At 65.5% G+C, this 19,159-nt stretch carries 17 protein-coding genes; all 17 read left to right on the top strand.

Translation table 11 applies throughout. The features are described from left to right. Positions 1 to 120 precede the first annotated feature (120 nt). The 17 genes from FHS74_RS30895 (at position 121) to FHS74_RS06210 (ending at position 19,158) form a co-directional block, all read left to right on the top strand. A complete protein-coding gene (locus tag FHS74_RS30895; RefSeq protein ID WP_184798596.1) occupies positions 121 to 4,413 on the top strand; it encodes a beta strand repeat-containing protein in 4,293 nt (1,430 codons plus the stop codon). Positions 4,414 to 4,509: 96 nt separating this feature from the next. Further along, the gene (locus tag FHS74_RS06285) at positions 4,510 to 5,445 is read left to right on the top strand and encodes a hypothetical protein (RefSeq protein ID WP_184798594.1); all 936 of its coding nucleotides are present in this window, start codon (positions 4,510 to 4,512) and stop codon (positions 5,443 to 5,445) included. 178 nt (positions 5,446 to 5,623) lie between these two features. Next, positions 5,624 to 7,195, top strand: a complete 1,572-nt coding sequence (locus FHS74_RS06280) for a flavin monoamine oxidase family protein (RefSeq protein ID WP_343066865.1) — start codon at positions 5,624 to 5,626, stop codon at positions 7,193 to 7,195. Between the two features lie 11 nt (positions 7,196 to 7,206). Then, positions 7,207 to 7,647: a c-type cytochrome gene (locus FHS74_RS06275; protein WP_184798590.1), complete on the top strand. Its 441-nt coding sequence runs from the start codon at positions 7,207 to 7,209 to the stop codon at positions 7,645 to 7,647. 108 nt (positions 7,648 to 7,755) lie between these two features. After that, positions 7,756 to 8,211 (top strand): MarR family winged helix-turn-helix transcriptional regulator, encoded by a 456-nt coding sequence (locus tag FHS74_RS06270; protein WP_184798588.1) that lies wholly within the window; start codon positions 7,756 to 7,758, stop codon positions 8,209 to 8,211. Between the two features lie 107 nt (positions 8,212 to 8,318). Beyond that, the gene (locus FHS74_RS06265) at positions 8,319 to 8,648 is read left to right on the top strand and encodes a hypothetical protein (protein ID WP_184798586.1); all 330 of its coding nucleotides are present in this window, start codon (positions 8,319 to 8,321) and stop codon (positions 8,646 to 8,648) included. Between the two features lie 67 nt (positions 8,649 to 8,715). Beyond that, positions 8,716 to 8,949 carry a DUF6429 family protein gene (locus FHS74_RS06260; RefSeq protein ID WP_184798585.1) on the top strand — a complete coding sequence of 78 codons (234 nt, stop codon included), beginning with the start codon at positions 8,716 to 8,718 and terminating at the stop codon, positions 8,947 to 8,949. 250 nt (positions 8,950 to 9,199) lie between these two features. Beyond that, entirely contained in the window at positions 9,200 to 11,398 is a 2,199-nt protein-coding gene (locus tag FHS74_RS06255; RefSeq protein WP_211106146.1) for a TonB-dependent receptor, read from the top strand. 37 nt (positions 11,399 to 11,435) lie between these two features. Continuing rightward, a complete protein-coding gene (locus FHS74_RS06250) occupies positions 11,436 to 12,116 on the top strand; it encodes a Fe2+-dependent dioxygenase (protein WP_184798583.1) in 681 nt (226 codons plus the stop codon). A 4-nt stretch (positions 12,117 to 12,120) separates the two neighbouring features. Further along, positions 12,121 to 13,380, top strand: a complete 1,260-nt coding sequence (locus FHS74_RS06245) for a PepSY-associated TM helix domain-containing protein (protein WP_184798581.1) — start codon at positions 12,121 to 12,123, stop codon at positions 13,378 to 13,380. A gap of 71 nt (positions 13,381 to 13,451) precedes the next feature. Beyond that, on the top strand, positions 13,452 to 14,303 hold the full coding sequence (gene exbB / locus FHS74_RS06240; RefSeq protein WP_184798579.1) for a tonB-system energizer ExbB: 852 nt from the start codon (positions 13,452 to 13,454) through the stop codon (positions 14,301 to 14,303). Positions 14,304 to 14,307: 4 nt separating this feature from the next. Beyond that, positions 14,308 to 14,733: a TonB system transport protein ExbD gene (gene exbD, locus FHS74_RS06235; protein ID WP_184798577.1), complete on the top strand. Its 426-nt coding sequence runs from the start codon at positions 14,308 to 14,310 to the stop codon at positions 14,731 to 14,733. Positions 14,734 to 14,737: 4 nt separating this feature from the next. Beyond that, complete coding sequence (locus FHS74_RS30890; RefSeq protein ID WP_211106145.1) at positions 14,738 to 15,541, top strand: energy transducer TonB; 804 nt, start codon at positions 14,738 to 14,740, stop codon at positions 15,539 to 15,541. A gap of 144 nt (positions 15,542 to 15,685) precedes the next feature. Then, complete coding sequence (locus FHS74_RS06225; protein WP_184798575.1) at positions 15,686 to 16,474, top strand: FCD domain-containing protein; 789 nt, start codon at positions 15,686 to 15,688, stop codon at positions 16,472 to 16,474. A gap of 105 nt (positions 16,475 to 16,579) precedes the next feature. Beyond that, a complete protein-coding gene (locus tag FHS74_RS06220; protein WP_184798573.1) occupies positions 16,580 to 17,671 on the top strand; it encodes a DUF262 domain-containing protein in 1,092 nt (363 codons plus the stop codon). Then, positions 17,668 to 18,303 carry an MAE_28990/MAE_18760 family HEPN-like nuclease gene (locus FHS74_RS06215; RefSeq protein WP_184798571.1) on the top strand — a complete coding sequence of 212 codons (636 nt, stop codon included), beginning with the start codon at positions 17,668 to 17,670 and terminating at the stop codon, positions 18,301 to 18,303. Before FHS74_RS06220 ends, FHS74_RS06215 begins: the two co-directional genes overlap by 4 nt. Positions 18,304 to 18,591: 288 nt before the next feature. Further along, positions 18,592 to 19,158, top strand: coding sequence for a histidine phosphatase family protein (locus tag FHS74_RS06210; protein WP_184798568.1), 567 nt, complete (start codon positions 18,592 to 18,594; stop codon positions 19,156 to 19,158). Position 19,159: the final 1 nt, after the last annotated feature.

Below are 19,159 nucleotides of genomic sequence, written 5' to 3'. Positions count from 1 at the left end.
ATATGGCGGGCAAGGAGCCGCCCCCGCGAACACGGCACCTTCTTTGGAAAACAGCCACCATTTTGGATCACACTGCCCCGCTGGCGGCACCAAGCGGGCGGAAGCCCCGAGGGACTCGCCATGAGGGACCAGCACCCACACCCCACGACCAAAGATAGTGCAACCACCCCCCACCTGAGACGGACCAAGCGTCTGCGCCTGTTGCTGCTAGGCTCCGCCGCTCTGCTGCCAATGATCGGCCGCGCCGAGGGCCTCGCCCCCACCACCCTGCCGAGTGGCGGCAGCGTCACCGCAGGCAGCGCCAGCATCAACCAGTCCGGCGCCGCCATGACGGTGACCCAGACCAGTTCCCGCGCCGTCATCAACTGGCAGGATTTCAGCATCGGCATCGACGCCGGCGTCACCTTCCAGCAGCCGGGGCCGGCATCGGCCGCCCTCAACCGCGTGTTGTCCGGCATCCCGTCGGAGGTTCTGGGCCGGCTGACCGCCAACGGCCAGATCTTCATCGTCAACCCCGCCGGCATCACCTTCGGCCAGGGCGCCGCCGTCAATGTCGGTGGCCTGGTGGCCTCCACGCTGGACATCGCCAACCAGGACTTCATGGCCGGCACCTACACCTTCCAGCGCGACGGCGGGACCGGCACCATCGCCAACCAGGGCGCGCTAACGGCCGCATCCGGCGGCTATATCGGCCTGCTGGCGCCGGAAGTGGTGAACGATGGCGTCATCACCGCGCATTTGGGCAGTGTCGTGCTGGCCGCCGGGGAGAAGGTCACCCTAGCCTTTGGCCAGGGCGGCGGCACGGTCACCGTGACGGTAGACCCGGCCGCCATCCGTACCCTGATCGTGAACCACCGCATGATCGCGGCCCCCGACGGCCAGGTGCTGCTGGCGGCCAAGTCGGCCGATACGCTGCTGGGCGGGGTCATCAACAACGCCGGCATCATAGAGGCCAGCGCCCTGTCCACCCACGCCGGGGTGGTGACGCTGGAGGCCAGCACCGCCATCAACAGCGGCGGCGGCATCGCCGCCGACGGGCTGGGGGGCGGAACCGGCGACGGCGGCGCCATCCGCCTGAAATCGGACGGCACCGCCACCGTGGCCGGAACCTTGAGTGCCAAGGCGGGCACGCAAGGCGGTGATGGCGGCACGGTCGAGACCTCCGGCGCCACGCTGTCCATCGCGGACGTCCACGTCGACACCAGCGCGCCACTGGGCAGGACCGGCACCTGGCTGCTGGACCCGTCGGATCTGATCGTCATCCCCAGCGGCACGACCACCGCCAGCGTCAGCGGCGGCACCTACACCGGCACCGGTTCCGCCGGCTTCGTCAGCAGCGCGACGGTGCAGACGGCGCTGGCCACCACCAACGTCACCCTGCAAACGGGCCCCAGCGGCTTCGGCAATGGTGACATCCTCGTCGCCGGCGCCATCACCTGGTCCGGGACCAACAGCCTGACGCTGAACGCCTATCATGACATCACCGTCAGCGCCGACATCACCCATACCTCGGGCGGCGGGGCGGCCGCCCTGGCCTTCAATCCCGGCCAAGGCGGTACCGGCACCTTCGACGTGAACCAGGGGGCCAAGGTCCGGCTGGCCGCCCCCGGCGACAGCCTGTCCATGCAGGGCCTGGCCTATACGTTGATCAACACCCCCGCCCAGTTGCAGGCCATGGCCGACAATCTGGCCGGCCACTACGCGCTGAACGCCGACCTGGACATGAGCGGCACCGCCTTCATCGCCGTGGGCGACCGCCTCGCCCCCTTCTCCGGCGCCTTCCAGGGCCTGGGCCACGGCATCGCCAACCTGAGCGTGGGCGGCAACGGCTACGTCTATGTCGGTCTGTTCGGTGACAACACCGGCCTTCTGAACGATGTCTCCCTGACGGCCGTCAACGCAATAGGCAACCAGAGCGTCGGCGGCATCGCCGGCTGGAACGCCGGCACCATCAGCAACAGCCAGGTCACCGGCACCGTCTCCGCCCGGACCCAATGGTCAGAGCGCATCGGCGGTCTGGCGGGTACCAACGAGGGCACGATATCGGGCAGCCATGCGGCTGTGGCAGTCAGCGGCGTCGACCACAGCACCAGCCTCGGCGGACTCGTGGGATTGAACGATGGCCTGATCACCGTCAGCTACGCCCTGGGCAGGGTGGTCACCGGTGACCGTACCGGCGGCGACTACATCCTGCCCGACGAAACCGTCCACCTCGACATCACTCCCCCACCCTACCCCGGCACCGGCATCGGCGGCTTGGCCGGAGGCAACACCGGCACCATCATCGACAGCTACACCGTGAACACGGTGACAACGGGTAAGCTGTCCTCAAACGTCGGCGGACTGGTAGGGGATAATGAAGGCCGCATCTTCAGCAGCTTCGCCCTGGGGACGGTGAGCGCCGGCATGAACGCCAGCGCGGTCGGTGGCTTGGTGGGCCAAAACGGCATGGTAAGACTGTTCAATCCTCATTGGCCGCCCCCGCTTTCCCTTCCCGGCACCATCATCGACAGCTATTCGGCGGCGGCCGTTTCCATCAGCAATACCCAATACTCCGCAGCCTGGGGCGGGCTGGTGGGTGAGAACCGGCTGGGTGCAATCACCAACTCCTATACCGCCGGCGGTACGCTGGGTACCGGCGTGGCGGGCCTGGTGGGCAGCAATGAAGGCCTGATCGCTGGCAGCCATGCCATCGATGCCACCACCGAGGCATCCGGCCTGGTCAACAGCAACTACAGCACCGGTACCATCGCCAATAGCTATGCCACGGGCGCCGTCAGCGGTACCAACTTCCTGGGCGGCTTGGCAGGGACGAACTACGGCACCATCACCAACAGCTATGCCACCGGTACCGTCAGAGGTAGCGGCTCCCTGGGCGGCCTGGCGGCGGACAATAACGGCCTTATCACCGGCAGCTACGCCACCGGCGGAGTGGAGGGTAGCAGTTTAACCGGCGGCCTGACGGGCGTGAACCACGGCACCATTGTCAACAGCCATGCCAACGGCAACGTCACCGCCCGCGACGCCGGCGGCTTGGTCGCCGGTTCCGATGTCGGCGGACTGACCGGCGCCAATAGCGGCGGAACCATCCGCGGCAGCTATGCCACCGGCCGGGTGACGGCGGGCGATGGCGGCCACGCCCTGGGTGGTCTCGCCGGCAGCAACACCAGCACGGGCATCATCACCGACGCCTTCGCCACCGGCGCCGTGCAGGTGGGAAGCAACGGACACAGCATCGGCGGATTGGTGGGACAAAACGGCGGCCTGATCAACCACAGCTTCGCGCTGGGCGCCGTCACCGCCGGCGCCAACGCCGGCGCCATCGGCGGCCTGGCCGGAACCAACGCCGGACCCATCACCGCCAGCTACGCCACCGGCCTGGTCAACACAGGGCTCCTCAGCCAAGGGGTCGGGGGACTGGTGGGGCTGAACAGCGGCAGCATCACCGGCAGTTCCGCCACCGCCGTGATCATCGCCCAGACATCATCCACCGTCGGCGGCCTGGCGGGCGCCAACACCGGCGTCATCAACGACAGCTGGGCCAGCGGGGACGTCACCGCCAGTTCCAGGGTCGGCGGCCTGGTCGGCACCAACAGCGGCAGCATCAGCGACAGCCACGCCGGTGGCACCGTCACCGATACCATTGCCGGCGTCACCACCTCTCCCTATGCCGGCGCCTATCTCGGCGGGCTTGTGGGCCAGAACACCGGCCTGGTCAGCCGCAGCTATGCCACCGGCGGCGTTCGGGATAGCGGATATGGCAGCTCATTCCTGGGCGGCCTGGTCGGGTCCAACGGCGGCACCGTCAGCAACAGCTATGCCCTGGGAATCGTCGCCGGCAGCGCCCGGGGGAATGGGGTTGGCGGCCTGGTGGGGGAGAATTTGGGCCTAGTCGACGGCAGCTACGCCACCGGCGCCGTCTCCTCCGGCGGGCGGGACGGCAGCGTGGGCGGGCTGGTGGGCGACAACGGCGGCACCATCACCAACAGCCACGCCACCGGCCTGGTCTACAACCCGCCGGAAAGCAGCCACATCGGCGGCCTGGTCGGCACCAACAGCGGCCTGATCAGCCACAGCTGGGCCAGCGGGGCGGTTGACGCCATGGCCGACAGCGCCATCGGCGGCCTGGTGGGCATCAATACCAGCACCGGCATCATCACCGACAGCAGCAGCCACGGAACGGTGCGCGGCCTGGTCCGCGTGGGCGGGCTGGTGGGCGACAACGCCGGCACCGTGCTGAACAGCGGCAGCTGGAGCGATGTCACAACCAGCGACCCGCCGGACTACGCCGGCCTGCTGATCGGCTATAACCGGACCGGCGCCCTGGTCGTCAACAGCGTCGGCCATGGCACCATCACCACCGGGTCCGTCGTGGGCGGCGACACCGTGCAGATCGGCGGCACCGGTCCCTGAACCTGGGCGGCCCCGCGCCCTTTCGTGACGCCCCCATTGCCCCCGCCGCGAACCAAGAATAGGCTTAAGGATCATTAATACCCGGGGAGGTGGCGAATGGGAAAGGGTTGGCGGCATGGCTTGCGCGGACCGGCGGCGGCATTCTCCATCCTGCTGGCGGCGCCCTTCCCGGCCGCCGCCCAGTCGGACGGCCCCGTGCCGGACGGCCCCGTGCCGGCCCAGGATGCGGCCCCGGCCGACACCGTGGTCGTCACCGGCATGCGGCTGAAGCCGGAAAAACTGGACACCATCATCGGCGACTTCGTGCAGTCCCATGGCAAGCACGCGCCGCGCACCACCCAGATCGCCCGCTGGGACCGGCCGGTGTGCCCCGGGGTGCAGAACGTCCCAGCGGACTTCGCCGCCTTCATCGCCACCCGCATCCGCGCCATCGCCCAGACCGTCGGGGCGCCACTGGCCGACACCCCCTGCAAAACCAATAATGTGGACGTCATCTTCACCGACCGGCCGCAGGCGGTGATGGACACGGTGGCGGACAAATATCCCCGGCTGCTGGGCTATCACTTCGTGCACCAGACCAGTGCGCTGGCCCGGATGACCCGACCCATCCAGGCCTGGTACGTCACCTCCACCAGCAACGGCGCCATGACCGCCATCGACGATCCTTACGGGATGACCATTGGCGGCGGCCTGGGGAGCCGACTGTCCACCGGCGACCTGCGGCCCGTGCTGACCCACGTCCTGATCATGGTGAATACGGACCAGATCCTGGGCCGGCAGTTGGGCACAGTGGCGGATTATCTGGCCGTCCTGGCCCTGGCCCAGCCCAACGGGCTGGAACACTGTGGCGACCTGCCCAGCATCCTGGACCAGTTCTCGGGCGCCTGCGCGGATGACCAGAAGCCAAAGACACTGACGGTGGCGGACAAGGCCTATCTGGAAGGCCTCTATTCCATGGACCCGCGTGAGATCGGCACCCTGCAGCGCAGCAGCATCGCCGGCCACATGCGCCACAGCTTCGGCGCGCCTTAACGTCCGTCGTCCCCAAATCGCCAGGCGCCTGCGGGTTGTAACGGCCCTGGGGACCTGGCGAGCGAATTGCATGGCACTGGCCCGGCATGGGCGGCGAACGGGGGCCCTCATTGCCCATGCGCCAGCACGGCCGTCCCCCGACATGGCAGGAGGTGGCATGGACAAGGGGGCATCCATATTGAAAAGACGGGACCTGTTCCGCATGATCGGCGCCGTGGCGGGCAGTTCCGCCATGTACCAAGCCATGACCAGCCTGGGATTGGCGGCGGACTCCCAATATGCCGGCCCAATAAAACTGCAAGGCGCGCCCAAAGGAACGAAAGTAATCGTCCTTGGTGCCGGCTGGGCGGGACTTGTCTCCGCCCTGGAATTGCGCGACGCCGGGTATACCGTCGAGCTGCTGGAATACAACAATCGGGTCGGCGGTCGGGCCTGGACCATCCGCGGCGGCGACACCATCACCGAACTGGGTGGGGAAACGCAGAAATGCGGCTTCGATCCCGGCCTGTACCTGAACCCCGGCCCGTGGCGCATCCCCTACCACCATCGCGGCTATCTCGACTATGCGAAGCGGTTCGGCGTCGCGCTCGAACCCTTCATCATGGTCAACTATAATGCGTATGTGCATTCCGATGCCTATTTCGGCGGCAAACCCCAGCGCTTCCGCGAAGTGCAGGCCGACTTCCACGGCCATGTGGCGGAACTGTTGGCAAAGGCCGCCCGCCAGGACAAGCTGGACCAGGCCGTCAGCAAGGATGACCAGGAAACCCTGCTGGAGGCGTTGAAGGAATGGGGCGCCCTCGACAAGAACCATGCCTACGTCGCCGGGCATGACAGCGCCGAGCGCCGGGGCTACGCCGTCAACAAGGGCGGCGGCCTGATGCCGGACCCGGTGGGCGGCCCGCCCATCGCCCTGGCCGACCTGCTGCGGTCCGACGTGTGGCGCGCCCTCACGTTCGGCCAAACCCACCAGTGGCAGTCCACCATCTTCCAGCCGGTGGGCGGCATGGACAGCACGCCCAAGGCCATCGGCAAAAGCCTGGCCGATATCACCACCCTGAACGCCAAGGTGACGGCCATCCACCAGGATGACCATGGCGTCACCGTCAGCTATGTCGACGCGCGTACCGGCAAGGACCAACGCCAGGCCAAGGCCGACTGGTGCGTCTGCACCCTGCCCCTGACGGTGCTGAGCCAGTTGGACGTCCAGGTCGGCGCCGAGATGAAGGCGGGGATGAACGCCCTGTCCTACTTCACGGCGGTCAAGACCGGCCTTCAGTTCAAGCGCCGCTTCTGGGAGGAGGACGACCACATCTACGGCGGCATCACCTTCACCGACCTGCCCATCCGCCAGATCGCCTACCCCAACTTCGGTTACAACGCGCCCGGCAAGGGCGTGCTGCTGGGCACCTTCGCCGGCGCTGCCCCGGGCTTTGAACTGGCGGCGCTGTCGGCGGCCGACCGGGTCAAGCTCGCGGTGGAGCAAGGCGCCCGGATCCACCCGCAATACACGGCGGAGTTCGAGACCGGCGTCTCGGTCAGCTGGCACCGCTCCCCCACCACCATGGGCTGCGCCGCGGCCTGGACACCAGAGCTGCGCGCCAAGCACTACCGCAACCTGGCGGAGTTGAACGGCCGCGTCATCCTGGCCGGCGACCATCTATCCAACTTGGTCGCCTGGCAGGAGGGCGCCATCCTCTCGGCACTGGACGCCATCACCCGCCTGCACCACCGCATCGTCGCCGCGTGAGGAAGCCCGCCATGAAGAAGCCCATCCGCATCGCCGCCCTGCTCACCGCGACCGCCGCCCTGGCCCTGCCCGTCCCTGGTCCCGCCCGGGGGGACGAGGCGCCGCCGGCCGCCTCCACCAAGCACGCCAACCTGCTGGGTTACACCCAGTTTCCGCAACGCGACGGTGAAAGCCTGTATAAATCCGTCTGCGCCGCCTGCCACATGCCCGATGCCAGGGGGGGCACCGGCGCCGGCTATTACCCACCCCTGGCCAAGGACGCCAACCTGGCGGCCTGGGGCTATCCGGCCACGCTGGTGATGAACGGCAGCAAGGGCATGCCGGCCTTCCGCACCATGATGGATGACGCCCAGATCGCCGCCGTGGTCACCTACGTCCGCACCCACTTCGGCAACGCCTACACCGACAAGGTGTCGGTGGACGAGGTGGCGGCCCTGCGCAAGGCACAGTGAGGCACACGGGACGAAAGGCCAGGCGATGTGAGCACTGCACGCCAATTAGACAGGTAACCTGAACAGATAAACTGGACAGTTTACCTTATCATATGCTACTCAATCGGCATGAACGCTCAACTTCTGCAAGATCATCCATCCCCCCGCGCCCCGTCCCTGGCGCAGGAACTGCGCGCCCTGCTGGCCAAGATGAAACGCCGGCTGCGCGAGCAAGGACATGGGGAAGACCTGACGCCGTCCCAGATATCCGTGCTGTTGCGTCTTGAGAAGGACGGCCCGGCGACGGCGGCCAACCTCGCGCGGGCGGAAGGGATGCGCCCCCAGTCAATGGGTCCGGTCATTGCCGCGCTGGAGGGGGCCGGCCTGGTGAGCGGCGCGCCGGATCCGAATGACGGCCGGCAGACACTGCTGTCGCTCACCGACGCCTGCCGCAAATGGGCCCAGGAAGGGCGGGCGGCACGACAGGATTGGTTGACCCGCACCATCCAGGCGCGGCTGTCCCCGCAGGAACAGGAAGAACTGGCGGCTTCCGTCGAATTGCTCAGACGGCTCGTCGACGACTGACGCCGTTCGTGGGGCGCGCGCTCGCCAACGCGTTCCGCAGGAACGTCTTCCCAAGGCTGGGACCTGCCAAAACATCCTTGACCTGCTTGCCGTGAGGGGCGCCTGACATGCTCTTGCCCGATCTCGTGTCGTACTTTTTTGGCGGGGCTTTCCTCGCGAATGCCGTTCCGCATGCCGTCAGCGGCATGATGGGCCGATCTTTCCAGACCCCGTTCGCCAAGCCATCGGGACAGGGCCTCTCCTCATCCACCATCAATGTGCTGTGGGGTGCCTTCAACCTGCTTATCGGCTACCTGCTCGTCTGCCGCGTTGGCGATTTCGACCTGCGGGAGACGGGCGACATCCTCGCGCTCGGACTGGGCGGCCTCATCATCAGCCTTTTCTCGGCACGGCATTTTGGCCGCTTCCACGGCGGCAACGGGCCGGCGCGCCAGTGAACGAGGGCGCCCGGGCAACGTCTGCTCCCGTAACGGCCCTGTGCACGATGGTTGCGGGGGTTGCGTCATGGACGACATCGACACTAACTGTATCGACCACGTTGTCCTGACGTTGCTTCATCTGAAACCGCATGACGATGGACGGACGTGGATGTCCTTCGACTGGGACGCGATGAACCATCTTCATGAAAAAGGGTTCATCACCGATCCGATCGGCAAGGCCAAATCCGTGATGGTCACGGCGGCCGGGCAGCCGCGCGCCGAAGAGTTGTTCCACGAACTGTTCACCCGCGCCATATAAGTGGCCCACGCCGTCCGCTCTCCTTACCCACGAGCCCAACTTTATTCCCCGCCACCTTTTGCCGCAGCGCAATACAGGCATGCGGATTTGCCGCGACGGATTATGATAATCAGTCTCACAATCATTGACAGGTCACTGGTCAGCAAATAAGAGTCGCTCGCAATCTTAACTAAAGGGTATAAGCGCGGAGCTCGAAAGCCGGGATCCGCGCGGGAGCCCGCCATGAACGTGGCATAAGGTGGGGACCGGAATGTCGAGCAACCGCAGTTACATCGTCGCCAGCAGGGCCAAGACGCCCCGGACGCTGGCGCACACCGCTTTGGGCCTGGCCGGCGGCGCCCTGTTGTCCGTTGGCGCCGCCCAGGCGCAGACGGCCACGGCGCCAACGACCCAGCAGGGTGGCAGCGTGCAGTTGCCCACCCTGTCGGTGCAGGACCAGGACGCGGCGGCGGCGCCGGAATACCGCGCCGAGCGCTCGTCCAACGTCAAGCTGACCGAAAAGCTGCTGGACACGCCGCAGTCGGTCACCGTCATCTCCAACCAGGAGATGAAGGACCAGGGCGTCACCACCCTGCGCGACGCCCTGCGCAACGTCGCCGGCATCAGCCTGGCCGCCGGTGAAGGCGGCGCCCAGGGCGACAGCCTGACGCTGCGCGGCTTCAGCGCCCGGTCTGACATCTTCCTGGACGGCCTGCGCGACTTCGGCAGCTATTACCGCGACAGCTTCAACTACCAGTCGGCCGAAGTGCTGAAGGGCCCGGACAGCGCCATGTTCGGCCGTGGCTCCACCGGCGGCACCATCAACCAGGTGAGCAAGACGCCCACGCTGGAGTCCATCACCGCCGGCACCGCCACCCTGGGCACCGACGGCATGAAGCGCCTGACGGCCGATGTGGACCGGGCGCTGGACGCCACCACCGCCGTGCGCATGAACGCCATGGGCACCAGCAGCTTCGTCACCGGCCGCGACGGCGCCAAGAATGAGCGCTATGGCTTCGCGCCCTCCGTCGCCTTCGGCATCGGCACGCCCACCCGCGTCACCCTCAGCTATCTGCACCAGTCGGAAAACGACCGGCCGGACTATGGCATCCCCTTCCTGCTGGGCAAGCCGGCGCCGGTGGACCAGCGCAATTACTACGGTTTCCACAGCGACTACCTGAAGACCGACGCCAACGTCGTCACCGCCGACGTGCAGCACGACCTGACCTCGGCGGTCACGCTGGAAAACCAGTTCCGCTACGGCAACTATTACCGCAACGTCCGCATCACCGAGCCGCAGTTGAGCACGGCGCTGACCCCGGCCACGGCGGCGGACCTGTCGAAGCTGTCGGTGACGCGCAACGCCATCACCGCGCGTAGCGTGGAAACCACGCTGGACGACCAGGCCACGGCCACGGCGCGCTTCGCCACCGGCTTCCTGCAGCACACGCTGGTGACGGGGGTCGAGCTGTCGCGCGAGACGTCGGACCCGACGCGCACCGCCTGGTCCGGCGTGCCCACCACCAGCCTGCTGACGCCCAACGAATACCAGGCCTTCAGCGGCAAGGGCACCACGTCCAGCCGCGTCAGCACCACCATGGACACGGTGGCGGTGTTCGCCATCGACACCATGAAGTTCAATGAGCAATGGTCGCTGGTCGGCGGCTTCCGCTATGACCACATCGACACCGACTACACCCAGTCGGTGTCCCCGGCCACGGCCTTCTCCCGCACCGACAGCCTGCCGTCGGGCCGCGCCGCCCTGGTGTTCAAACCGACGCCGGAAAGCAGCCTGTACGCCAGCTTCGGCACCTCGTTCAACCCGTCGGCCGAGCAGCTGTCGCTGTCCGCCGCCACGGCCAACCTGGATCCGGAAAGCAACAAGACCTATGAGGTCGGCGGCAAGATCGACCTGCTGCACGACGCGCTGAACGTCCGCGCCGCCCTGTTCCAGACGGAAAAGGACAACGCCCGCGTCACCGATCCCAACAACTCCACCCTCAACATCCTGGGCGGCGACCAGAAGGTGAAGGGCGCCGAGATCGAGGTGACGGGCAAGCTGACCGAGGAGTGGCAGGTGACCACCAGCTACGCCTACATGGACGGCCGGGTCATCAAGTCCACCACCGCCAGCCAGGTGGGCCGCGCCCTGTCCAACGTGCCGCACCACACCTTCAGCCTGTGGAGCACCTATCAGCTGACCCACGATCTGCAGATCGGCGGCGGGGCCAACGCGGTGTCGCAGCGTATCGGCAGTTCCACCCCGGTGGCGGCCACCAACCTGATCAACACCGTGCCCGGCTATTGGACCTTCAGCGCCATGGCCAAGTACGACATCGCGGAAAAGATCAGCGTCCAGGCCAACATCACCAACCTGCTGGACCGGTACTACATCGACCAGATCCACCCGGCCCACCTGATCCCCGGCGAGGGCCGCACGGCCCAGTTCACCCTGAACGTCGCGTTCTGATCCACCCCCAACCCCCAAAGCGTCCAAGGCGGCATCCATGCTTCTTCACATCCCCGGCGTTCTGACCCGAGAGCAAGTCGCCTGGTGCCGCCAGCAGATGGATGCCGCCGATTGGGTGGACGGTCGGGTGACCGCCGGCCACCAATCGGCCATGGCCAAGGACAACGCCCAGCTTCCGGCGGACCATCCCGTGGCCCAGCGCCTGGGCGACGCCATCCTGGCGACCTTGGAGAAGAATCCCTTGTTCCTGTCGGCGGCCCTGCCGCTGAAGGTCTTCCCGCCGCTGTTCAACCGCTATGCCGGCGGCCAGTCCTTCGGGACCCATGTCGACAACGCCATCCGCCAGGTGCCGGGCACGCCGCATCGCGTCCGCACCGATCTCTCGGCCACCCTTTTCCTGACCGAACCGGAAGATTATGACGGTGGCGAACTGATTGTCGAGGACACCTACGGCGATCACCAAGTGAAACTGCCGGCCGGTGACATGGTCCTCTACCCTTCCACCAGTTTGCACCGCGTGGAACGTGTGACAAGAGGCGCCCGCGTCGCCTCGTTCTTTTGGATCCAGAGCATGGTGAGGGACGATGGCGAGCGTACGCTGTTGTTCGACCTGGACACGACCATCCAGGACTTGAACCGCGAGGCGGCCGGCGGGCCGGCCGCCGTGCGGCTCACGGGCATCTACCATAACCTTCTACGCCGGTGGGCGGAGGCCTGACGCCATGATGAAGACACTGCGTTTCCTGCATTTATGGGTGGGATTGATCCTGGGGCTGCCCTTGCTGGCCCTGGGCCTGTCCGGCACCGTGCTGGTGCTGGAACCGGAATTGCGCGGCCTGTTCGGCCCGTCGTCGCCATCCGCCGCGGCGGACGCCGCCCCCCATGGGGTGGCGGAGGTGGTGGCCGCCGCCGCCGCCGTGGCCCCGCCGGGTGCCAAACCCGCCGCCTACATGGCGCCTTCCGCCCCGGGCGGGACCGCGACCGTGCGCTTCCAGGCGCCGCGCCGCGCGCCGGGTGGAGAGGGCGCCCCGGCGGGCGCCCAGGGAGGGCCACAAGGAGGCCCCCAAGGTGCGCCCCAGGCGGGTGGTCCCCAGGGTGGCCCGCCGCAGCGCGGCGGTCCCGGCGGCATGCCGGGCATCAGCGTCCACATCGACCCCGTCACCCTGGCCGTGGTCAAGACGCCCGGCCTGGACGCCACCATCGGCTGGTTCCACCGCCTGCACGGCAACCTGCTGATCCAGGACCGCAGCGGCCGCGACCTGGTGGGCTATCTCGGCATCATCATGACGGCGCTGGGCGTCACCGGCCTGGTGCTGTGGTGGCCCCGCCCCGGCCAATGGCGCCAGGCCTTCATCGTGCGCAAGTCCGCCAAGGGCCTGCGCTTCCACCGCGAACTGCACGGCGCCGCCGGCATCTGGGGCCTGGTGGTCTTCTTGATCGTCAGCTTCACCGGCGTCGCCATCGCCTTTCCCCAGACCATCGCCGCCGGCATCGGCGCCCTGCTGCCCATGACGGCGCAGACCCAGGGCTTCGCCGTGCCCAAGGTGGCGGTGCTGGAGGGGGGTGAGCCCGCCACGGTGGACGAGGCGGTGGCGATCGCGACCGCCGCCGCCCCCCGCGCCGGCCTGGCGCTGCGCGGCACCAGCCTGCCGCAAAGCCCCGACCAGGCCATCCGGGTGATGCTGGCGCCCGCCGGTGGCGACGCCGCCAGCGCCGTCACCCTGATGGTGGACCCCTGGGCCCGCCAGGTGGTGGAGGTGCGCGACCCCGGCGCGCAAGCCGCCGGCAACAAGGTCACCGGCTGGATGCGCCCCCTGCATGAGGGGGAGGGGCTGGGTCCGGTCTATCGCGTCCTGGTGGCGCTGAGCGGCCTGTTGCCCACCCTGTTCGTCATCACCGGCACCACGATGTGGTGGAAAAAGCGCCAGAACCGCAAGGCCAACGCCGCCAAGGCCGCCGCCATCCTGAAATCCGCCGCCTAGTGGCGGCATCAACCGTTCCACGGGCGCGTCCGGGCAGGGACGCGCCCTTTCACAAAAGGGGCACGACGATCATGGCAACCACCTTTGCCCAGCAGGCGACTGGGGCCCGGCGCGCGGCCGCCGGCCTGACGGCGGGACTGGTCCTGGGCGCGACCGGCGCCGCCTGGGCGCAAACCAGTGCGGCGGACGGGGCGGCGCGCGCCGCCGCGACCGTGCCGCACGACCTGTCGGCCCTGGGCATGTTCCTGAACGCCGACGGGGTGGTGAAGACCGTCATCCTGGGCCTGCTGGCGGCGTCCGTCGTCACCTGGACCATCCTGCTGGCCAAGGGGCTGGAGCTGCGGGCCGCCCGCGCCCGGCTGCAGGGCTCGCTGGACCGGCTGGACGACGCCGTCAGCCTGGACGTGGCGGCCAGCCAGCTGACCGGTCCGGGTGACACCCTGGCGCTGGCCTTCGCCCGCGCGGCGGAGGCGGAACAGGCCCTGTCCGCCGGCCTGCCGGCCGAAGGCGTGAAGGAGCGGGTGATCCTGCGGCTGGAACGGCTGGAGGCCAAGGCCCGCCGCGCCATCGTGCGCGGCACCGGCATCCTGGCCACCATCGGCGCCACCGCCCCCTTCGTCGGCCTGTTCGGCACGGTGTGGGGCATCATGAACAGCTTCATCGGCATCTCCAAGACGCAGACCACCAGCCTGGCGGTGGTGGCCCCCGGCATCGCCGAGGCCTTGCTGGCCACGGCCACCGGCCTGGTGGCGGCCATCCCGGCGGTGGTGGTCTACAACGTCTTCGCCCGCAAGGTGGACGGCTATCGCGTGCTGCTGGCCGACGTGTCGGCCGCCGTGCTGCGCCTGGTCAGCCGCGACCTGGACCGGGCCCAGGCGGGGGGCCGCGCCGGCGCCCTGACCCGCGGCCGCGCAGCGGAGTGACCCCATGGCGGCCCGTCTTTCCCACGGCGGCGATGAGCTGGCCGAAACCCACGAGATCAACGTCACGCCCTTCATCGACGTGATGCTGGTGCTGTTGATCATCTTCATGGTCGCGGCCCCCCTGGCCACCGTGGACGTGCCGGTGGACCTGCCCTCCTCCACCGCCCCGCCCCGGCCCCATCCGGAGAAGCCGGTGACCCTGACCATCCGCGCCGACCTGACCCTGGCGGTCAACGGGGCCGATGTCGGCCGCGACGCCCTGGCCGCGGCACTGGACGCCGCCGCCGCCGGCGACAAGGACCAGCGCATCAACCTCAGCGCCGACCGCGCCGTCTCCTACGGCGACCTGACGGCGGTGATGAACAGCCTGCGCGGCGCCGGCTATCTCAAGGTCTCGCTGGTCGGGCTGGATGGCGGCGGGGCGCCGTAAAGCCATGGCCCTGGCCTCCACCAACGACAACCGCCCCCCAGCCCCCCCCGAGCCGGCGGCCCCCCAAGCGGCGCTCCCCCAAGGGGCGTTCCCCAGGCGGGGGACCCCGCCCCGGGATGGCCTGGCCGGCACCGACCGCACCCGCCTGGTGTGGGGCGGCAGCCTGGCCGTGGTGCTGGCGGCCCACGCCCTGGCCCTGCCCTGGCTGATGGCGCGGTCCACCCAGGAACCGCCGCCCCCGCCGCCGGCGCTGCAGATCGACCTGCCGCCGCCACCGGCCCCACCCCCGCCGGAGGCGCCGAAGCCGGAGCCGCCCAAGCCCGAACCGCCGAAGCCCACGCCCAAGCCGCCGCCGCCCAAGCCGGTGATGGTGCGCCCCGCACCGTCACCGCCGCAGCCGCCAGCCCCGCCACAGCCGGTTGCGACGCCGCAACCCGAGCCACCGCCGCCCAGCGCGGCGGCGCCCTCGGCCGTGCCGGCGCCGGTGGCGGCCCCCGCCCCGCCCGCCCCGCCCAGCACCGGGCCGGACACCTATGAGGGCCGGCTGATGGCGCAGCTCAACCGCTACAAGCGCTATCCGGCGCAGGCGCGCCAACGGCACCAGACGGGCACCGCCCTGCTGCGCTTCACCATCGACCGCACCGGCCATGTGCTGTCGGCCACCTTGGCGCGCGGCTCCGGCGCCGCCCTGCTGGATGAGGAGACGCTGGCCCTGGTGCGCCGGGCCGATCCCCTGCCCGCCATGCCCGACGACCGGCCCGGCCCCAGCCTGGAACTGACGGTGCCGATCGAGTTCTCCTTGAACTGACCCCCCTCATTCCGGGGGGCGTCATTTCCGTTGCGCCGCGCCCCACCGCTGGTCAATTATTTTGACCGGGCCGCAGCCGCGCGCCACGGGAGCGCACCATGCGGACGCCCCCCGGCGGCGGTCGGCGCAACAGTGACGGGACCCATGAAGGACAGCATCCGGCCGGCCAAGCTGGCCGACACCATCGCCGAGCATCTGGAACAACTGATCGTGGAGGGCAGCCTGCGCCCCGGTGAGAAGCTGTTGCCGGAGCGTGAACTGGCCGTGCGCTTCAACGTCTCCCGCCCCTCCCTGCGGGAGGCGCTGGAGAAGCTGGAACAGCGCGGCCTGCTGCGCAGCGGCCGGGGTGGCGCCACCTTCGTCGCCCCCCTGCTAGGCCCCACCTTCACCGAGCCGCTGCACGCCGTGCTGGCCGCCCGGCCCGAGACCACCCTGGACTATCTGGAATTCCGCACGGAGGTGGAGGGGGCCGCCGCCTACTACGCGGCCCTGCGCGCCACCGACGTGGACCGCGCCCAGATCCAGGCTCGGTTCGAGGCGATGGAGGCCGCCCACGGCCACGACGTCCCCGCCCCCGACCTGGCGCGGGAGGAAGCGGACGCCGACGCCGACTTCCACCTGGCGGTCTACGAGGCGACCCACAACGTCGTCATCCTGCACATCATGCGCGCCCTGGCCGAGATGCTGCGCCAGGACGTCTTCTTCAACCGCGCCAAGCTCTACCAGCGCACCGGCGTCCGCCAACTCCTGCTGGGCCAGCACCGCGCCCTGTATGAGGCCATCATGAAGGGCGACCCGGCGGCGGCCCGGGCGGCGGCGGAGGCGCACATCAATTTCATCCGTGACGCTTTGGTTGAAATTTCACGGGCGGATGCTAGGCTGGAGGCCTCGCTGCGACGGATTGCGGGTGGGGATATTGTGGCGGAGAAGTAGATATTTCGATTCTCCTAAAAATTCGTTCCCGACTGCCGGCCTATTGATTTTTGATTGATAGGTAATATCTGAATTTAAGAACACCTATGCGCAAAGGAAAAAAGTATGAGCTTAGAAAAAGAAATCGAAAATGCATCCATGCAAATTGCCACTGACTCATATGATATGTCAGTCGGCGAAGTTATCAACCTGTATAGAGATGGAGAAATAATAATAAATCCAAATTTTCAGCGCCTTTTTCGATGGACTGATTTTCAGAAATCGCACCTTATTGAATCTTTATTACTTGGGATACCTGTGCCGCCGATATTTGTTTTTGAAACCCAGGAAGGCCCCTGGGAACTAATAGACGGACTTCAGAGATTATCGACCATTCTAGAGTTTATTGGGATTCTTAGAGACGCCGATGGTAATCTCATGCCTCCCTCCACCTTAACAGAGACGAAATATTTACCATCCTTGGAGGGATATAAATGGGAAAAGGGGAGTAATAAATCCTCATTCTTTGAAAAAACTCAGCAACTCGCCCTAAAAAGGGCAAAAATTGGCGTACAGATATTGCGCAAGAAAAGTGATGAAAAGGCCAAGTTCGATCTTTTTAGGAGATTAAATAGTCACGGATCGGTAGCAAAACCCCAGGAGCTTAGAAATTGCTTAATGATAATGCTCAATGAAGATTTATTCAAATTCATGGATCGTTTGGCAAAGTTCCCTCCCTTTATAAGAGTCATGAATCAAACTGACCGTTCAATAAATGAGCAGGGGTTAATGGATTATGTAACGAGATTTATAGTTTTTTCCTATGTTGAATACGACAGAAGACTAGATATCGAAGAATATTTAGATGAAGGCATAATCGACGTTGCCGAGGATTTTATATACGGCTCTGACAAAATCGAGGAAAATTTCTTTGGTACATTTGAGCTTTTGGCATCCATATCTGAAGACTCCCTGAAGAAGTTTGATGGAGGTTTCAAGGGACGTGTGGGACAAGCAGCTTTTGAAGTCATTGCCCTAGGTGTTGCTCATAACCTACACGCCATTCGAAAAAAGAAAGACCCACGGACGTTCGTTCTTGATAAAATTAAGTCCTTCTGGATGACTAGCGAATCGTTATCCTTTACAGCTGCTGGCCTTCGTGGCACGCAAAGAATTCAGAAATCCATTCCGTTTGGTCAAAAATGGTTTAAGCCATGATCGCATTCAATATCGATCAATTTGAATCACAGATTGAAGATGATTTCACTTGGCGAATTAAAGAAATGTCTACACTTGTTACGTGCGCCCAGGTAGCAGAAAATAAAGACAAGTCTGCAATAATAAGATCGACCATTCCTATTATCTACGCACATTGGGAGGGATTTGTTAAATTCTCCGCAGAGAAATATCTTGAATACATATCAACAAAAAGAATGAAATATAGAAATTTAAAATCTAGCTTTATATACTTAGCAGTCGATGGCACATGCAAGGAGATACAACATTCATCACCGAAAAGAAAAATTGAACTTATATGGGACATAATAGCATCGGTAGATAAAACAAACAAAGATAGGCATAATAAAAAAATATCCACAAAATCAAATCTTAGATTTGATGTACTGGAAGAAATATGCGTAATTCTATCTCTGCACCACGACGAATTTAAACAGTATGAGCATTTCATAAACTCCGATCTTTGCGATGGCCGAAATAGAGTTGCACATGGCAGAAACTTCACTGTCGATATAGATAGGCTCAAATTTATACGCGACAAATCTGTTGAAATAATGAGAATTTTCAAAAATCAAACCATAAACAGCGCAGCTACTAATGGATTTACTGTGTAAATATGGTCATACTTGTCGTTTCCCCCGATATCTTTTCATAGCTAGATTCCATCGGACTATGAGTGTCTTATCCACAATATAAAATGTCCCTCCCGGTATGGTCGGTCACACGGACATTCGGCCAACGAACCAGTAAGCGCACTTAATGTCCTCCCGGATCAATTTAGCTGTCGAGTGGATGAGGAACACGAGAACCAGGACCAGCAATCATTATCATACTGTTATCTTGGGCATTGCAGTTGCTCCAATTTACCCGCGTAATGAGCAAAACCACCCGGGGAGCCACCGATGAGCAAACTAACCCTCTACTTCATCCGCCACGCCGAAAAGCCGGAGGGCGCGTGGCCCGGTCCTGGCCTGACGCTGGATGGCAAGAAGGACAAGGAGTCCCTGGTCATCCGGGGCTGGCAGCGGGCGGGGGCGTGGTCGGCGCTGTTCGGGGCGGGGCTGGATGAGGGCGACTATGCCACCCCCCAGGCGGTCTACGCCGCCACGCCGGGGGCGGCGGACCAGTTGAACAAGGGGCCCAGCCGGCGGCCGTTCGAGACGGCGACGCCGCTGGCGGCCCGCCTGGGCGTTCCCCTCAACACCACCTATGGCAAGGGTGAGGAGGCGGCGCTGGTCCAGGAGTTGCTGGGCCTGTCCGGCGTGGTGCTGGTGTGCTGGGAGCATGAGGCCGTCGTCGAGGCCATCCTGCCCCTGCTGCCCATCCGCCGGGGCAAGCCGCCCACGGCCTGGCCGGAAGACCGCTTCGACGTGGTGCTGCGCCTGAAGCGCAAGAAGGCGGAGGAGGCCTTCACCTTCAAGGAGTTGTATCCCCGCCTGCTGTCGGGGGACAGCGACACGCCGCTGTGAC

The organism is Nitrospirillum iridis (assembly GCF_014205765.1).
GTDB classification, from domain to species: domain Bacteria; phylum Pseudomonadota; class Alphaproteobacteria; order Azospirillales; family Azospirillaceae; genus Nitrospirillum; species Nitrospirillum iridis.
Note: the sequence above shows the minus strand (reverse complement) of the source record. Positions and strands in the feature narration are given on the sequence as shown.